General features: G+C 72.1%; 15 protein-coding genes and 1 pseudogene. 9 read left to right on the top strand and 7 right to left on the bottom strand.

Annotated features, from left to right (window positions below):
* A pseudogene (locus ACFW2E_RS25930) lies at positions 1-653 on the top strand (phosphodiester glycosidase family protein); the annotation flags it as partial.
* A gap of 17 nt (positions 654-670) precedes the next feature.
* On the opposite strand, the gene ACFW2E_RS25925 reads toward ACFW2E_RS25930, so the two are convergent.
* The 5 genes from ACFW2E_RS25925 to ACFW2E_RS25905 form a co-directional block, all read right to left on the bottom strand.
* On the bottom strand, positions 671-865 hold the full coding sequence (locus tag ACFW2E_RS25925; protein ID WP_384469475.1) for a hypothetical protein: 195 nt from the start codon (positions 863-865) through the stop codon (positions 671-673).
* A 215-nt stretch (positions 866-1,080) separates the two neighbouring features.
* Positions 1,081-2,163, bottom strand: coding sequence for an acyl-CoA dehydrogenase family protein (locus ACFW2E_RS25920; protein WP_384469474.1), 1,083 nt, complete (start codon positions 2,161-2,163; stop codon positions 1,081-1,083).
* Positions 2,160-3,341 (bottom strand): acyl-CoA dehydrogenase family protein, encoded by a 1,182-nt coding sequence (locus tag ACFW2E_RS25915; RefSeq protein ID WP_384469473.1) that lies wholly within the window; start codon positions 3,339-3,341, stop codon positions 2,160-2,162. Before ACFW2E_RS25915 ends, ACFW2E_RS25920 begins: the two co-directional genes overlap by 4 nt.
* On the bottom strand, positions 3,338-4,315 hold the full coding sequence (locus tag ACFW2E_RS25910) for an NADPH:quinone oxidoreductase family protein (protein ID WP_384469472.1): 978 nt from the start codon (positions 4,313-4,315) through the stop codon (positions 3,338-3,340). Before ACFW2E_RS25910 ends, ACFW2E_RS25915 begins: the two co-directional genes overlap by 4 nt.
* Before the next feature lie 97 nt (positions 4,316-4,412).
* Positions 4,413-4,985: a helix-turn-helix domain-containing protein gene (locus tag ACFW2E_RS25905; protein WP_384469471.1), complete on the bottom strand. Its 573-nt coding sequence runs from the start codon at positions 4,983-4,985 to the stop codon at positions 4,413-4,415.
* A gap of 78 nt (positions 4,986-5,063) precedes the next feature.
* Between ACFW2E_RS25905 and ACFW2E_RS25900 the strand changes: the two genes are divergently transcribed.
* From ACFW2E_RS25900 to ACFW2E_RS25880, 5 genes are all read left to right on the top strand, one after another.
* Positions 5,064-6,047 carry an NAD(P)/FAD-dependent oxidoreductase gene (locus tag ACFW2E_RS25900; RefSeq protein ID WP_384469470.1) on the top strand — a complete coding sequence of 328 codons (984 nt, stop codon included), beginning with the start codon at positions 5,064-5,066 and terminating at the stop codon, positions 6,045-6,047.
* Positions 6,048-6,076: 29 nt separating this feature from the next.
* On the top strand, positions 6,077-7,615 hold the full coding sequence (locus ACFW2E_RS25895) for an ATP-dependent DNA ligase (RefSeq protein WP_384469469.1): 1,539 nt from the start codon (positions 6,077-6,079) through the stop codon (positions 7,613-7,615).
* Complete coding sequence (locus ACFW2E_RS25890) at positions 7,612-8,079, top strand: NUDIX domain-containing protein (RefSeq protein ID WP_384469468.1); 468 nt, start codon at positions 7,612-7,614, stop codon at positions 8,077-8,079. The genes ACFW2E_RS25895 and ACFW2E_RS25890 overlap by 4 nt, the downstream gene beginning before the upstream one ends.
* Before the next feature lie 72 nt (positions 8,080-8,151).
* Positions 8,152-9,537: an NADP-dependent succinic semialdehyde dehydrogenase gene (locus tag ACFW2E_RS25885; protein ID WP_384469467.1), complete on the top strand. Its 1,386-nt coding sequence runs from the start codon at positions 8,152-8,154 to the stop codon at positions 9,535-9,537.
* A 25-nt stretch (positions 9,538-9,562) separates the two neighbouring features.
* Positions 9,563-9,796, top strand: a complete 234-nt coding sequence (locus ACFW2E_RS25880) for a DUF6213 family protein (RefSeq protein ID WP_384469466.1) — start codon at positions 9,563-9,565, stop codon at positions 9,794-9,796.
* Positions 9,797-9,802: 6 nt separating this feature from the next.
* Here ACFW2E_RS25880 and ACFW2E_RS25875 read toward each other — a convergent pair whose 3' ends face one another.
* Positions 9,803-10,045 (bottom strand): hypothetical protein, encoded by a 243-nt coding sequence (locus ACFW2E_RS25875; RefSeq protein WP_384469465.1) that lies wholly within the window; start codon positions 10,043-10,045, stop codon positions 9,803-9,805.
* Positions 10,046-10,061: 16 nt separating this feature from the next.
* On the bottom strand, positions 10,062-10,463 hold the full coding sequence (locus ACFW2E_RS25870; protein WP_384469464.1) for a hypothetical protein: 402 nt from the start codon (positions 10,461-10,463) through the stop codon (positions 10,062-10,064).
* Between the two features lie 163 nt (positions 10,464-10,626).
* On the opposite strand from ACFW2E_RS25870, the gene ACFW2E_RS25865 reads away from it, so the two are divergent.
* The 3 genes from ACFW2E_RS25865 to ACFW2E_RS25855 are packed head-to-tail and all read left to right on the top strand — an operon-like array spanning position 10,627 to position 13,498.
* Positions 10,627-11,679: a type III polyketide synthase gene (locus ACFW2E_RS25865; RefSeq protein ID WP_384469463.1), complete on the top strand. Its 1,053-nt coding sequence runs from the start codon at positions 10,627-10,629 to the stop codon at positions 11,677-11,679.
* Between the two features lie 9 nt (positions 11,680-11,688).
* Positions 11,689-12,903: a cytochrome P450 gene (locus ACFW2E_RS25860; protein WP_384469462.1), complete on the top strand. Its 1,215-nt coding sequence runs from the start codon at positions 11,689-11,691 to the stop codon at positions 12,901-12,903.
* Positions 12,904-12,910: 7 nt separating this feature from the next.
* Entirely contained in the window at positions 12,911-13,498 is a 588-nt protein-coding gene (locus ACFW2E_RS25855; protein WP_384469461.1) for a cupin domain-containing protein, read from the top strand.
* The last annotated feature ends 108 nt before the right edge of the window (positions 13,499-13,606 follow it).

Raw genomic sequence — 13,606 nt, 5'->3', positions numbered from 1 at the left:
CCCAGCCTGTTGGCTCCGACGGCGCCCACACTGCTCTCCCCGTCAATTTAACGCGGGAGCGACAGACGTGACTCACCGACACACGGCGCCATGATCAGTGCAGCACGGACACCCACGAGGTGACGGTCCGCGACGGCCGCGTCGTGTCGGTCTCCGACACCCCGGGCAGCGGGCCCATCGCCGTGGGCACCACGGTCCTGGTGGGCCGGGAGGCGGGCGCGCGGTGGCTGCGGAAGCTGTCCCCGGGCGAGCGGGTGTCCGTACGGGCCCGGCTGGTGGCGTCCGCGTCCGGAGTCCCGTACCGCTTCGCCCTCGGCGGCTTCCCGGTCCTGCGCCACGGGCGGCCGCTGCCCGGCCTCGACGACGTCACCTCGGCCGTGCGCACCGCCGTGGGCTTCACGGCCGGCGGACGACGGCTGCTGCTGTTCGCGCTGAACGGGGCGGCCGCCTACCGCAGGGGCCTGACGATCTCCGAAGTCGCCGCGCAGATGCGGAAGCTGGGCTCGGCCGACGCCTTCAGCCTGGACGGCGGCGGCTCGTCGACACTGGTCGCCCGCGCGCCGGGCGCGAGTGCCGTGTCGGTCCGCAACCACCCCACCGAAGGGGCGGAGCGCCCCGTGCCGAACGGCATCGGGGTCTTCTCGACACCCTGACGGACCGGGCCCGCAGGCTACGGCCGCAGGCTGCTGACGAGGTCCGCGGTCGCGGTGAGCCCGCTGCTGATGGTGGGCGCCACGCTCGTGCTGGCCAGGTAGAAGCCGAGCAGCATGCAGACCAGGGCGTGGGAGATCTTCAGCGCGCCGTTGCGCATGAAGACCACGGCCAGGATCAGGAGCAGCAGCACCACAGAGATGGAAACGGCCATCGCCAACCTCCTCCGCCACGCCCATTTCGCGGCGTTCGGCCGCAAGTGTGGCGTAGCGGAGGCTTCGTCCGGGCGGCTGACGTGTCCTCCGATCGAGTGGTGTCTGTGCTCGTGGGGTGCCGGACGGCAGGCCTCAGGCCGTGCGGCGGGCGTTCAGGAAGGCCTCATGTACCCCAAGAGCCCCGCCCAGCTGGGGGGGCCTCTCGGTGGTGCGGTCAGGGTGCCTGGAGGTCGACCAGTCCGGCCAGTGCCTCACGGTGGGCGCCCGCCGTGCCGTAGGCGATGGAGTCGGCCTTGGCACGCTTGAGGTACAGGTGGATCGGGTGCTCCCAGGTCATGCCGATACCGGCGTGGAGCTGGAGCGCCTCCTCGGCGGCGTGCACGGCGACGCCCGACGCACAGGCCTGGGCGACGGCCACCGCGATGTCGGTGTCCTCGCCGGTGGACAGCGCGTCGGCGGCATTCCGCGCGGCGGCGCGGAGGCTGACGACCTCCAGCCAGAGCTGGGCGAGCCGGTGCTTGAGCGCCTGGAAGCCGCCGACCTGCCGGTTGAACTGCTTGCGCTCCTTCAGATACCGGACCGTCTCGGTCAAAGCCCATTCCGCCACGCCGAGTTGCTCGGAGGCCAGCAGCCCGGCCCCGGCCCGCAGGGCCCGTCGTACGGCGGGTTCCGCCTCGCCCAGGCGGCGTCCGGCGGCCCCGTCGAGGGTGACGGTGGCGACCGGCCGCGTCAGGTCCAGGGAAGTCTGCGGGGTGATCGTGACGGCGTCGGCGCCGACCGCGTACAGCCCGCCGTCGGCGCCCGGTACCAGCAGTACGTCGGCCGCGGCCGCGTCCGCGATCCCGGTCAGCTCGCCGTGCAGACGGCCGTCTTCGACGCGCACGGTCCTGACGGCGCCGCCCGGCGCGGTGTGCAGGGCGACGGCAAGGGCGCCGATGCTCCGGCCCGCGGCGAGCCGGCCCAGCAGGTCCTCGTCTCCGCAGGTCAGCAGGGCCTCGGTGGCCACGACCGCGCTGGTGAGATACGGCACGGGGGCCACCGCGCGACCCAACTCCTCCAGGACCACGGCGGCTTCGCGATGCGAGGCGCCCTGACCGCCCCGTTCCTCCGGAACCAGGAGTCCGGCCAGGCCCATGCCGTCGGCGAGCGCCTTCCACAGGGCGAGGTCCTGAGGGGCGTCCGACTCGGTGCGGGCGATGACACCGGCCGCGTCGCAGTGGTCCGTGAGCAGGTCGCGGACGGCGGCGCGCAGCGCCTCCTCCTCCTCGGAGTAGAGAAGATCCGGCTGTGTGCTCATCGGGACAGGTCCTTCCACGCGACGTCCTTGTCGGTGCGCGGCTCGGCGGGCAGGCCCAGGACGCGCTCGGCGACGATGTTCAGCAGGACCTCGCTGGTCCCGCCCTCGATGCTGTTGCCCTTGGAGCGGAGGTAGCGGTAGCCGGCGTCGCGGCCGACGAAGTCCACCAGTTCGGGGCGGCGCATGGTCCAGTCGTCGTACAACAGGCCCTCTTCGCCGCGGAGTTCCACCTCCAGGCCGCTGATCTCCTGGTTGAGGCGGGCGAAGGCCAGTTTCATGCCGGCACCCTCGGGACCGGGCTGGCCGACGGCGAGCTGCTGGCGCAGGCGTTCGCCGGTGAGCCGGGCGACCTCGGCCTCGACCCACAGCGTGAGCAGCCGCTGGTGCAGATCGTGGGTGCGCAGCTCCGGACGTTCGCGCCAGGTCCTGGAGACCGGGCCGATCATGCCGCCCTCGCGGGGCAGCCGCATGCCGCCGATGGCGACGCGTTCGTTGTTCAGGGTGGTCTGCGCGACCCGCCAGCCGTCGCCGACCTCGCCGAGGCGGCGGGAGTCGGGGATGCGGACGTCCGTGAGGAAGACCTCGTTGAACTCGGCCTCGCCGGTGATCTGGCGCAGCGGCCGGACCTCGACGCCGGGGTCGGTCATGTCGCAGACGAAGTACGTGATACCGGCGTGCTTGGGCACGTCCGGGTCGGTGCGGGCGATGAGGATGGCCCAGCGGGCGATGTGCGCGCTTGAGGTCCACACCTTCTGCCCGTTGACGACCCAGTCGTCGCCCTCGCGGACCGCGCGGGTGCCGAGCGCGGCCAGGTCGGACCCGGCGCCCGGCTCGCTGAACAGCTGGCACCAGACCTCCTCGCCCGTCCACAGGGGCCTGAGGTAGCGTCGCTTCTGCTCCTCGGTGCCGTAGCGCAGGATCGTCGGCGCGGCCATGCCGAGACCGATTCCGATGCGCCGAGGGTCGTTGTCGGGAGCGCCCGCGGTCTCCAGTTCGGTGTCCACGACGGCCTGGAGGGAGCGCGGGGCACCGAGGCCGCCGAGGCCCTCCGGGTAGTGCACCCAGGCCAGCCCCGCGTCGAAGCGCGCCCTCAGGAAGTCCAGGCGGTCGGTGGCCGCCGGCGGGTGGGCGGCCAGCAACTCGGCCGTACGGCGCTTGAGTTCGGCTTCGTCGGTCATGCGGCGGCTCCGTTCTCCAGCGACGGTACGACGGCGACCCGGCCGGTGGTGACGCCGTCGGCGACCCGCTGCACGGCGGCCGCGGCCCCGTCCAGCGGCACGCGCTCGCTCACCAGCGGCCTGATCGCGCCGCGGGCGGCCAGCTCGGTGAGCTGTTCGTGGCAGTGCTGGACCAGCTTCGGGTTCTTGGTGTTGTACAGGCCCCAGTGCAGGCCGAGGATCGAGTAGTTCTTCACCAGCGCGTGGTTGAGCGCCGGGCTGGGGATGGTGCCGCCGGCGAAGCCCACGACCACGATCCGGCCCTCGAAGGCGACGGCCTTGGCGGACTGCGTGTAGGCCTCGCCGCCGACCGGGTCGTAGATCACGTCGGCACCGCGGCCGCCGGTGGCCTCCTTCACCGCGGCGACCACGTCGTCGCTCTTGCGGTCGATCACCACGTCGCAGCCGAGCTCACGGGCGACCGCCGCCTTCTCGGTGCCGCCCACGACGCCGACGACCGTGGCGCCGGCCGCCTTGCCGAGCTGCACGGCCGCGCTGCCGACCCCTCCGGCGGCGGCGTGCACCAGCAGCGTCTCCCCCGCTTGGAGGCGGGCCCGGCGGTGCAGGCCGAACCAGCCCGTCTGGTAACCGATGTGCAGTGCGGCGGCCTGCGCGTCGTCCAGCGAGTCGGGCGCCGGCAGGACCGCGGCGGCGTCGGCGACGGCGTACTCGGCGAAACCGCCGTACGGCAGCGCGGGGTTGGCGATGACCCGGCGCCCGTCCTCGGTCTCACCGCAGATCTCCACCCCGGGAGTGAACGGCAGCGGCGGGCGCACCTGGTAGTGGCCGCGGCACATCAGCACGTCCGGGAAGTTGATGTTGGCGGCGCGCACCTTCAGCAGAACCTGGCCGTCGGCGGGCGTGGGCCGCTCCACCTCCTGGAGCCGCATCACCTCGCTCGGCTCGCCGTTCTCGTGCACTTGCCATGCCTGCATGCGGTGCCTCCACGGGACTGCTTCGTCTGACCGGGGTCCGTCGCATACTAAGCGGTCGCTTGCCCATCGGGGAACTACCGGGGACCAGTCGCGTCCGTCACGCGCGTTTCGGACGCGCCCGTACGTGCATCCGCTCACCCTGTGGCCCGAACAGGCTCAGGAACTCCACCGGCCCCTCCCCCGTCGATCCGAACCAGTGCGGCACCCGGGTGTCGAACTCGGCCGCCTCGCCCGCCGTCAGCACCACGTCGTGTTCCTGGAGCACGACCCGCAGCCGCCCCGACAGGACATAGAGCCATTCGTACCCCTCATGGGACCGGGGATCGGGCTCCTCCCTGCGCTGCGGCTCCAGCACCTTGAACGCCTGGAGGCCGCCGGGCTGGCGGGTGAGCGGCCAGTGGGTGCGCCCGTGCCGCACGATCGGCTCGGCCCTCACCCGCGGATCGCCGACCGGCGGGGCGCCGACCAGTTCGTCCAGCGGCACCTGGTGGGCCTGCGCGATCGGCAGCAGCAGTTCCAGGCTGGGTCTGCGCAGTCCGGACTCCAGCCGGGAGAGCGTGCTGACGGAGATGCCGGTCGCCTCGGACAGCGCCGCGAGGGTCACCTCCCGCTCCTTCCGGATCCGCCGCAGCCTCGGTCCCACACCCGCGAGAACATCGTCGGTACTCATGACCGTATTGCAGATTCGGCAAACATGTTTGTCAATCCGGCAGCGCCCAGGTCACCTTCTCGGTGGAGGTGGTCACCCATGACCGAGCACACCGGGAACGCCGGGAACCGCGAGCACGGCGGGAGCGCCGAGGGCACGGAGAGGTACGAGGTCGTCGTCATCGGGGGCGGCGCGGCGGGTCTGTCCGCCGCACTGGTACTGGGCCGGGCCCGGCGCCGCACGCTGGTCGTCGACGCGGGCGAGCCGCGCAACGCGGCCGCCGCACACATGCAGGGCTACCTGTCACGGGACGGCATGCCGCCGCAGGAGTTCCTCGCCGTGGGCCGCGAGGAGATCGCGCGGTACGGCGTCGAGCTGGTCCGGGACCGGGCCGTCGACGTGACCGGGGACGACGGCTTCACCGTGCTGCTCGCCAGCGGCCGGACCGTACGCGCCCGGCAGCTGGTCGTGGCCACCGGCCTGAAGGACGAGCTCCCGGCGGTCGCGGGCCTCGCCGGGCGCTACGGCCGCGATGTGCTGCACTGCCCCTACTGCCACGGCTGGGAGGTGCGCGACCGGGCGTTCGGCGTGCTCGCCACCACCGCGATGAGCGTCCACCAGGCGCTGATGGTGACCCAGTGGTCCAAGGACGTGACCCTCTTCCTGCACCGGGTCGCCGACGAGGAGCTCACGGACGACGACCGGCGCAGGCTGGCGGTGGCCGGGGTCACCGTGGTGCCGGGGGAGGTAACGGAGGTGCTCGTCGAGGAGGACCGGCTCACCGGGGTCCGGCGCGCGGACGGGACGGCGTACGAGCGCGAGGTGCTGTTCGTGGCGCCGCGCGCCGTACCGCGCACGGATCTCCTGGCCCGGCTGGGCGCCGAGATGCGCGAGACGCCGTTCGGCACGTACCCGGTGATCGACGAGCGGGGTCTGACGACCGTCCCCGGCCTGTGGGCGGCGGGCAACGCGAGCGGTTTCGCCGAGCAGGTGGTGAACGCGGCCAGCCGGGGCTACCGGGCGGGCGCCGCGATCAACGGGGAGCTGCTCTTCGCCGATCTCGACGCGTCGGTGCGGGTGTAGTCCCGGGGCCCGCGTAGCACCATGGCTGCATGCTGCTGACCCGGCTCGCCCATGTGTCCCGGCAGGTCGCCGCCACCGCGGCGCGGTCCCGGAAGACCGCCCTGCTCGCGGAGCTGTTCCGGGACGCGGAGGCGGACGACGTGCCGATCGTGATCCCGTATCTCGCGGGACGGCTGCCGCAGGGGCGGCTCGGCATCGGCTGGAAGGTGCTGAGCCGCCGGGTCCCTCCGGCCGCGGAGCCCTCGCTCACGGTCCGTGAGGTCGACGCCCGGCTCACCGAGCTCGGCAAGGTCGCCGGGCCCGGCTCACAGGCGGAGCGAACCCGGCTGGTCGGCGAGTTGATGGAGGCGGCCACCGAGGACGAGCAGCGCTTCCTGTCCGGTCTGCTCACCGGCGAGGTGCGCCAGGGTGCCCTGGACGCCCTGGCCGTGGACGGGCTCGCCGAGGCGACCGGCGCGGACGCGGCGGACGTGCGGCGGGCGGTGATGCTCGCCGGTTCGCTGCAGGCGGTGGCCCAGGCCCTGCTGGCCGACGGCCCGGCGGCCCTCGACCGGTTCCGGCTCACGGTCGGCCGCCCGGTCCAGCCGATGCTGGCGCAGACCGCCTCCTCGGTGGCGCAGGCGGTGGGGAAGCTGGGCTCGTGCGCGGTCGAGGAGAAGCTGGACGGCATCCGGGTGCAGGTCCACCGGGACGGCGACACGGTACGGATCCACACCCGCACCCTCGAGGACATCACCGACCGGCTGCCCGAAGTGACCGCCGCCGTCCTGGAGCTGAGGGGCGAGCGGTTCGTCCTGGACGGCGAGGTGATCTCCTTCGGCGCGGACGGCCGGCCCCGCACCTTCCAGGAGACCGCGGGCCGGGTGGGGTCACGCGTGGACGTGTCGAGGGCCGCCCGGGAGATCCCGGTCTCCCCGGTCTTCTTCGACATGCTCGCGGTCGGCGACCGCCAGCTGCTCGACCTGCCGTTCGCGCAGCGGCACGTGGAACTGGCGCGACTGGTGCCCGAGCCGATGCGGGTGCGGCGGACCCTGGTGTCCGGCCCCGAGGACGTGCCGGAGGCGGAGGAGTTCCTCGCCACGGCCCTCGGCCGCGGCCACGAGGGGGTGGTGGTCAAGGCCCTGGACGCCGCCTACAGCGCGGGCAGACGCGGCGCCTCCTGGCTGAAGGTCAAGCCCGTGCACACCCTCGACCTGGTCGTCCTGGCCGCCGAACGGGGCCACGGCCGCCGCACCGGCAAGCTCTCCAACCTCCACCTGGGCGCCCGCAACCCGGACGGGACCTTCGCCATGCTCGGCAAGACCTTCAAGGGCCTGACCGACGCGATGCTCACCTGGCAGACCGAGCGGCTTTGGGAACTCGCCGTCGAGGACGACGGCTGGGTGCTGACCGTACGCCCCGAACTCGTCGTCGAGATCGCCTACGACGGACTGCAGCGCTCCTCCCGTTACCCGGCGGGCGTCACGCTGCGCTTCGCGCGCGTGGTCCGCTACCGGGAGGACAAGCGGCCGGAGGAGGCCGACACCGTGCAGACACTGCTGGCCGCCCACCCGGAGGTGAGGCCTTGAAGGAGAAGCGGAGCGCCGGACTGCTGCTGTTCCGGCACACCGAAGACGGTCTGGAGGTGCTGCTCGGCCACATGGGCGGCCCCTTCTTCGCGAAGAAGGACGCGGGGGCGTGGACGGTCCCCAAGGGTGAGTACGAGCCCGGTGAGACCGCCTGGGACGCGGCCCGCCGGGAATTCCGGGAGGAACTCGGACTGCCGCCGCCCGACGGGGAGGCCGTAGCGCTCGGCGAGGTCCGGCAGACCAACGGCAAGATCGTCACGGCGTGGGCGGTCGAGGCGGACCTGGACCCGGAGACGGTCGATCCGGGCACGTTCACGATGGAGTGGCCGCCGCGGTCGGGGCGGGTCCAGGAGTTCCCCGAGCTGGACCGGGTGGAGTGGTTCGGCCTGGACCGGGCACACGCGCTGATCATCCGGGCGCAGGCCGCCTTCCTGGACCGGTTGGCGGAGCACTCGGCCGAGTAGCGGACACACGCGTTGCGGCGGTCACCACCGCGCGGGAAGGTCGAAGCAAGCCCGCTCCCAGGGAGGTCAGCCATGCCCATCGCAACGGTCAACCCGGCGAACGGCGAGACGCTCGAGACGTACGAGGCCATGGGCGAGGAGGAGATCGAGCGCCGGCTCCAGCTCGCGGAGGCCACGTTCCGCACGTACCGGATGAGCCGCTTCGTCGACCGTGGGCGTCTCCTCCTCCAGGCCGCCGATCACCTGGAGCGGGACCAGGAGGAGATCGCGCGGATCATGACCATCGAGATGGGCAAGCCGATCTCCCAGGCCCGTGCGGAGGCCGCCAAGTGCACCAAGGCGATGCGCTGGTACGCGGAGCACGCCGAGGCGCTGCTCGCGGACGAGGAGCCCGCCGAGTCCGACGTGAAGGACTCCGGGGCCTCCCGGGTCCGGGTGCGCTACCGGCCGCTCGGGCCGGTGCTCGCCGTGATGCCGTGGAACTTTCCGCTGTGGCAGGTGATCCGCTTCGCGGCGCCGGCCCTGATGGCGGGCAACGTGGGGCTGCTCAAGCACGCCTCCAACGTTCCGCAGACCGCCCTCTATCTGGAGGACCTCTTCCATCGCGCGGGCTTCACCGAGGGCTGCTTCCAGACTCTGCTGATCGGCGCGGGCGCGGTCGACGACGTCCTGCGGGACGAGCGCGTGCGCGCGGCGACCCTCACCGGCAGCGAGCCGGCGGGCCGGGCGGTCGCCTCCACCGCCGGGGAGATGATCAAGAAGACGGTGCTGGAGCTGGGCGGCAGCGACCCGTTCGTCGTCATGCCGTCGGCCGACATCGACCGGGCGGCCCGGGTCGCGGTGACCGCGCGGGTGCAGAACAACGGTCAGTCCTGCATCGCCGCCAAGCGGTTCATCGTGCACACGGACGTGTACGACGCCTTCGCGGAGCGCTTCGTCGAGGGCATGAAGGCCCTCAAGGTCGGCGACCCGATGCAGGACGACACCGAGGTCGGACCGCTCTCCAGCGAGCAGGGACGGGCCGACCTGGAGGAGCTGGTCGACGACGCCAGGCGCAGCGGGGCGTCCGTGCTGTGCGGCGGCCGGCGCCCGGACTGGCCCGGCTGGTACTACCCGCCGACCGTCCTGGCCGGTATCACCCGCGGGATGCGGATCCACCGCGAGGAGGCGTTCGGGCCGGTCGCCACGCTGTACCGGGCCGGTGACCTGGACGAGGCCGTGCTGATCGCCAACGACTCGCCGTTCGGGCTGAGTTCGAACGTGTGGACGCGGGACGAGGCCGAGGTCGACCGGTTCGTACGGGATCTGGAGGCGGGGGCCGTGTACTTCAACGGGATGACCGCGTCGCATCCGGCGTTTCCGTTCGGTGGTGTGAAGCGCTCCGGGTACGGGCGTGAGCTGTCCGGGCACGGGATCCGCGAGTTCTGCAACATCACCACTGTTTGGCAGGGTGCGTGACGGTTCCGCGGCTACGATCCCGATTGTGAACCGCGAAGTGACTCTGCCTCTGATCGTCGACGACCGCGGTACCTTGCAGGTGGCCGCGTCCGACGTGAGCAAGCTGCTCCGCACGGTGGGCGGCAGGTGGCTGCACCTTGTCGAGGCCGGGCAGGAGGGGCTCGACGAGGACACCGTGGCCGCGCTGACGATCGAGCTCGCGAAGCTGGCCGACCGGATCGACGTGGCGTGCATCGCGCACAGCAGCGGGGCGCCGTAGGCCGCTTCAGGACAGGGCGGCGAGCGTGTCCCGGAACACCGCCTCGTAGGGCTGGAGCAGACCTCCGTAGGTGTGTGCGAGTTTCTCCTCCAGGCCTCCCACGTCCAGGGCGGCCCGGACCGCCGCCGTCGCCCTCCGGTCCAGCTCCGGTGACGGTTCGGCGAAGAAGCCGAAGAAGGCCAGGCCTCGTCCGGGAAGCCGTAGTGGCGCCGCAGGGCATCCCCGATCCGCGCGCAACAGCCGCCCCACGCCGCGAAGTTGGCCGTCAGGGCGAGGACCGTTTCGGACGGTGAGCCGTTGAGCGCGAGCCAGGCGACACAGGCGGGGTAGGCCTGGCAGCCCGGCAGGGGTCGTGGGAGCGGATCCGTCCCTCGTCGAGACCGCAGGCCGCGGCGAACGCCGGGAGACGGGCGCCCGCCAGCTCCTCCCCCTCGGCGAGGAAGCCGAAGAGGGCGGCCGTCTGCGGCTGTTCGGCCGAGCGTTGCGCCAGATGCAGGAAGGACCGGTGGTCGGCGGCGGTCACCCAGCGCTGCTCCAGGGCGAGGGCGGCCGGCGTCCCGCGGCTCGCCGCACCGTCCGCGATCAGCGGGACGAGTGGGTTGGCCTGCGGATCCGGGGCGAGTCCGCGGGTCGTGACGGCCAGAAGTTCGGCGGCTGTGGGGGGCATCGGGTCATCCGTTGGGTCGTCCGGGCACTGATCCGCCCCTTACCCGCCGTCCCCGGTTCGGAGTAATCCGGCGAGAGATCGTCGCCCCGTCGGGTGAACCTGGGTGGACCACCTTCTGACCGGGGGGCGAAGGCCCTCCGGACGGCGAAAGCAGGGACGGCTCATGGCTACTTTGTGCAGACCCTCGGTGTCCGTACCAGAACACGTGATCACGATGGAGGAGACGCTGGACCTGGCGCGCGAGCACCACGCGGACCACCCCCAGCTCCCGCTGGCCCTCCGGCTGATCGAGAACACGGGCGTCCGCACCCGGCACATCGTGCAGCCCATCGAGGAGACCCTCAAGCACCCCGGCTTCCAGGAGCGCAACAAGCTGTACGAGGCCGAGGCCAAGGCCCGCGTGCCGGCGGTGATCCAGCGGGCGCTGGACGACGCGGAACTCCTCACCTCGGACGTGGATGTCATCATCTACGTGTCGTGCACGGGCTTCATGATGCCCTCGCTGACCGCGTGGCTCATCAACGAGATGGACTTCCCCAGCACCACCCGGCAGCTCCCGATAGCCCAGCTGGGCTGCGCGGCCGGCGGTGCGGCCATCAACCGGGCGCACGACTTCTGCACGGCCTACCCGGAGGCCAACGCGCTGATCGTGGCCTGCGAGTTCTGCTCGCTGTGCTACCAGCCCACCGACCTCGGCGTCGGCTCGCTGCTCTCCAACGGCCTGTTCGGCGACGGCATCGCGGCGGCCGTGGTCCGCGGACGCGGCGGCACGGGCGTCAGGCTGGAGCGCAACGGCTCGTACCTGATCCCGAAGACGGAGGACTGGATCGCGTACGACGTCCGGGAGACCGGGTTCCACTTCCTGCTGGACAAGCGGGTCCCCACGACCATGGAGCCGCTCGCCCCGGCGCTCCAGGACCTGGCCGGTACTCACGGCTGGGACGCGGCCGACCTGGACTTCTACATCATCCACGCGGGCGGGCCCCGAATACTCGACGACCTCAGCAAGTTCCTGCAGGTCGACCCGCACGCGTTCCGGTTCAGCCGGGCCACACTCACCGAGTACGGCAACATCGCCAGCGCCGTCGTGCTGGACGCGCTGCGCCGGCTCTTCGAGGAGGGCGGTGCCGAGGACCGGGCGCGCGGGCTGCTCGCCGGGTTCGGCCCCGGCATCACCGCCGAGATGACGGTGGGCCGCTGGGTCCACCCGAACTGAAGAGGCGCGATGATCGACGAGACGCGCTCCGGGATCCAGCCCCCCGTCCGGCACTGGCCGGCGGTCGACCTGACCGGGGTGAACTTCGATCCGGTGCTGACCGAGCTGATGCGCGAGAGCCCGGTCACCCGTATCGAACTGCCCAACGGGGAGGGCTGGGCCTGGCTGCTCACCCGGTACGACGACGTGCGCACGGTGACCAACGACCCCCGGTTCAGCCGCGAGGCGGTCATGGACCACCCGGTCACCCGGCTCGCCCCGCACTTCATCCCGACGCGTGGCGCAGTCGGCTTCCTGGATCCGCCGGACCAGACCCGGCTGCGCCGCGCGGTCGCCCCCGCGTTCACCGCGAAGGGAGTGGAACGGGTCCGCGAGAAGGCCAGGGACATGCTCGGCGAACTGGTCGACGAGCTCGTCAGGGACGGTCCGCCCGCCGACCTGACGGCGGCGGTCCTCGGGCCCTTCCCCATCGCGGTGATCTGCGAGCTGATGGGCGTCCCGGCGGCCGACCGGCACAGCATGCACGACTGGACCCAGCGCATCCTGTCCTCCTCGTACGGCAGGGAGGTCAGCGAGAAGGCGAAGAACGAGATGGGCGCGTACTTCTCCGACCTCGTCGGGCGGCGCGAGGGAAGTACCGCCGAGGACGTCACCTCACTGCTCGGCGCCGCCGTGGGCCGTGGCGAGGTGACGCCCGAGGAGGCCGTGGGGCTCGCGGTGCTGCTGCAGATCGGCGGCGAGGCGGTCACCAACAACAGCGGACAGATGTTCTACCTGTTGATGACCCGGCCCGATCTCGTCGAACGGCTGCGCGAGGAACCGGAGAGCAGGCCGAAGGCCATCGACGAACTGCTGCGGTACATCCCGCACCGCAACGCCGTCGGGCTGTCCCGGATCGCCACCGAGAACGTGGTGATCCGGGGGGTGCTGATCCGGGCGGGCGATCCGGTCTACGTCTCCTACCTGGCCGCGAACCGCGACCCGGAGGTCTTCCCGGATCCGGAGACGATCGACTTCGCCCGCGCCCCGAACCCCCATGTGTCGTTCGGCTTCGGCCCGCACTACTGCCCGGGCGCCCAGCTCGCCCGGCTGGAGTCCGAGCTGCTGGTCGACACGCTGCTGGACCGGCTGCCCGGACTGAGGCTGGCCGTGCCATCCGACCAGGTGCCCTTCAGGAAGGGCGCGTTGATCCGCGGGCCCGAGGCCCTTCCCGTGACGTGGTGAGCTGCCCATGACGACGACCGAAGGACTGGCGGTACCGGAGCCCCAGGAGGCGGCGCGGTCCGAAGGACTGCTCGTGCCACCGGGCCACGGCCGCGTGGTGCAAACACCCGCCCAGCGCGTGACGTTCAAGGTGACCGGCACGCACTCGCGGATGGCCTCCACCTTCGAGGTGGAGGTCCCGCCGGGCTTCGACGTCGGTGCCCATGTGCACACGCGCAGTGAGGAGTTGTTCTATGTGCTCGAGGGCGAGCTGGACGTCCTCGCCTTCGAGCCGCGTGTCCGGACTCCCGACAACTGGCAGAAGTGGGAGTCGAGTTCGGGCAGCCGCGTGGTACGGGCGACTCCCGGAACGGTCATCGTCGTACCCCCCGGCTGCCCGCACGCCTTCGCCAACCCGACGGACGAATCCGCGAAGATGTTCTTCCAGGCCTCTCCCCCGCCCGATCACGAGCGGTACTTCGAGGAGCTGCTGGAGATCCTGGGGAGCGGGGGGCCGCCGGACCACCAGGCGATCGAGGACCTGCGCCGGCGCTACGACATCGAGCAGCTCACACCTCTGCGCCACGGCGAGCAGGCCGGGCCCCCACAGCGCTAGCTCCTGCCGCCAAATCCCCGTCGTCCGCCCGAAGGGCGGGCCCGGCGGCGGCATCGGGGTCCCCAGCTCGTGCGAGGCCGTGATGTCGGGGGAGCGGGCTGTCGGCAT

The organism is Streptomyces sp. NPDC058964 (assembly GCF_042741275.1).
In the GTDB taxonomy this organism is placed as follows: Bacteria; Actinomycetota; Actinomycetes; order Streptomycetales; family Streptomycetaceae; genus Streptomyces.
This window is presented reverse-complemented; position numbering and strand designations above follow the sequence as displayed.

Coding starts and splice junctions, on each gene's coding strand:
- ACFW2E_RS25925 (WP_384469475.1), bottom strand. CDS start 865: ATGGCCGTTTCCATCTCTGTGGTGCTGCTGCTCCTGATCCTGGCCGTG.
- ACFW2E_RS25920 (WP_384469474.1), bottom strand. CDS start 2,163: ATGAGCACACAGCCGGATCTTCTCTACTCCGAGGAGGAGGAGGCGCTG.
- ACFW2E_RS25915 (WP_384469473.1), bottom strand. CDS start 3,341: ATGACCGACGAAGCCGAACTCAAGCGCCGTACGGCCGAGTTGCTGGCC.
- ACFW2E_RS25910 (WP_384469472.1), bottom strand. CDS start 4,315: ATGCAGGCATGGCAAGTGCACGAGAACGGCGAGCCGAGCGAGGTGATG.
- ACFW2E_RS25905 (WP_384469471.1), bottom strand. CDS start 4,985: ATGAGTACCGACGATGTTCTCGCGGGTGTGGGACCGAGGCTGCGGCGG.
- ACFW2E_RS25900 (WP_384469470.1), top strand. CDS start 5,064: ATGACCGAGCACACCGGGAACGCCGGGAACCGCGAGCACGGCGGGAGC.
- ACFW2E_RS25895 (WP_384469469.1), top strand. CDS start 6,077: ATGCTGCTGACCCGGCTCGCCCATGTGTCCCGGCAGGTCGCCGCCACC.
- ACFW2E_RS25885 (WP_384469467.1), top strand. CDS start 8,152: ATGCCCATCGCAACGGTCAACCCGGCGAACGGCGAGACGCTCGAGACG.
- ACFW2E_RS25870 (WP_384469464.1), bottom strand. CDS start 10,463: ATGCCCCCCACAGCCGCCGAACTTCTGGCCGTCACGACCCGCGGACTC.
- ACFW2E_RS25865 (WP_384469463.1), top strand. CDS start 10,627: ATGGCTACTTTGTGCAGACCCTCGGTGTCCGTACCAGAACACGTGATC.
- ACFW2E_RS25860 (WP_384469462.1), top strand. CDS start 11,689: ATGATCGACGAGACGCGCTCCGGGATCCAGCCCCCCGTCCGGCACTGG.
- ACFW2E_RS25855 (WP_384469461.1), top strand. CDS start 12,911: ATGACGACGACCGAAGGACTGGCGGTACCGGAGCCCCAGGAGGCGGCG.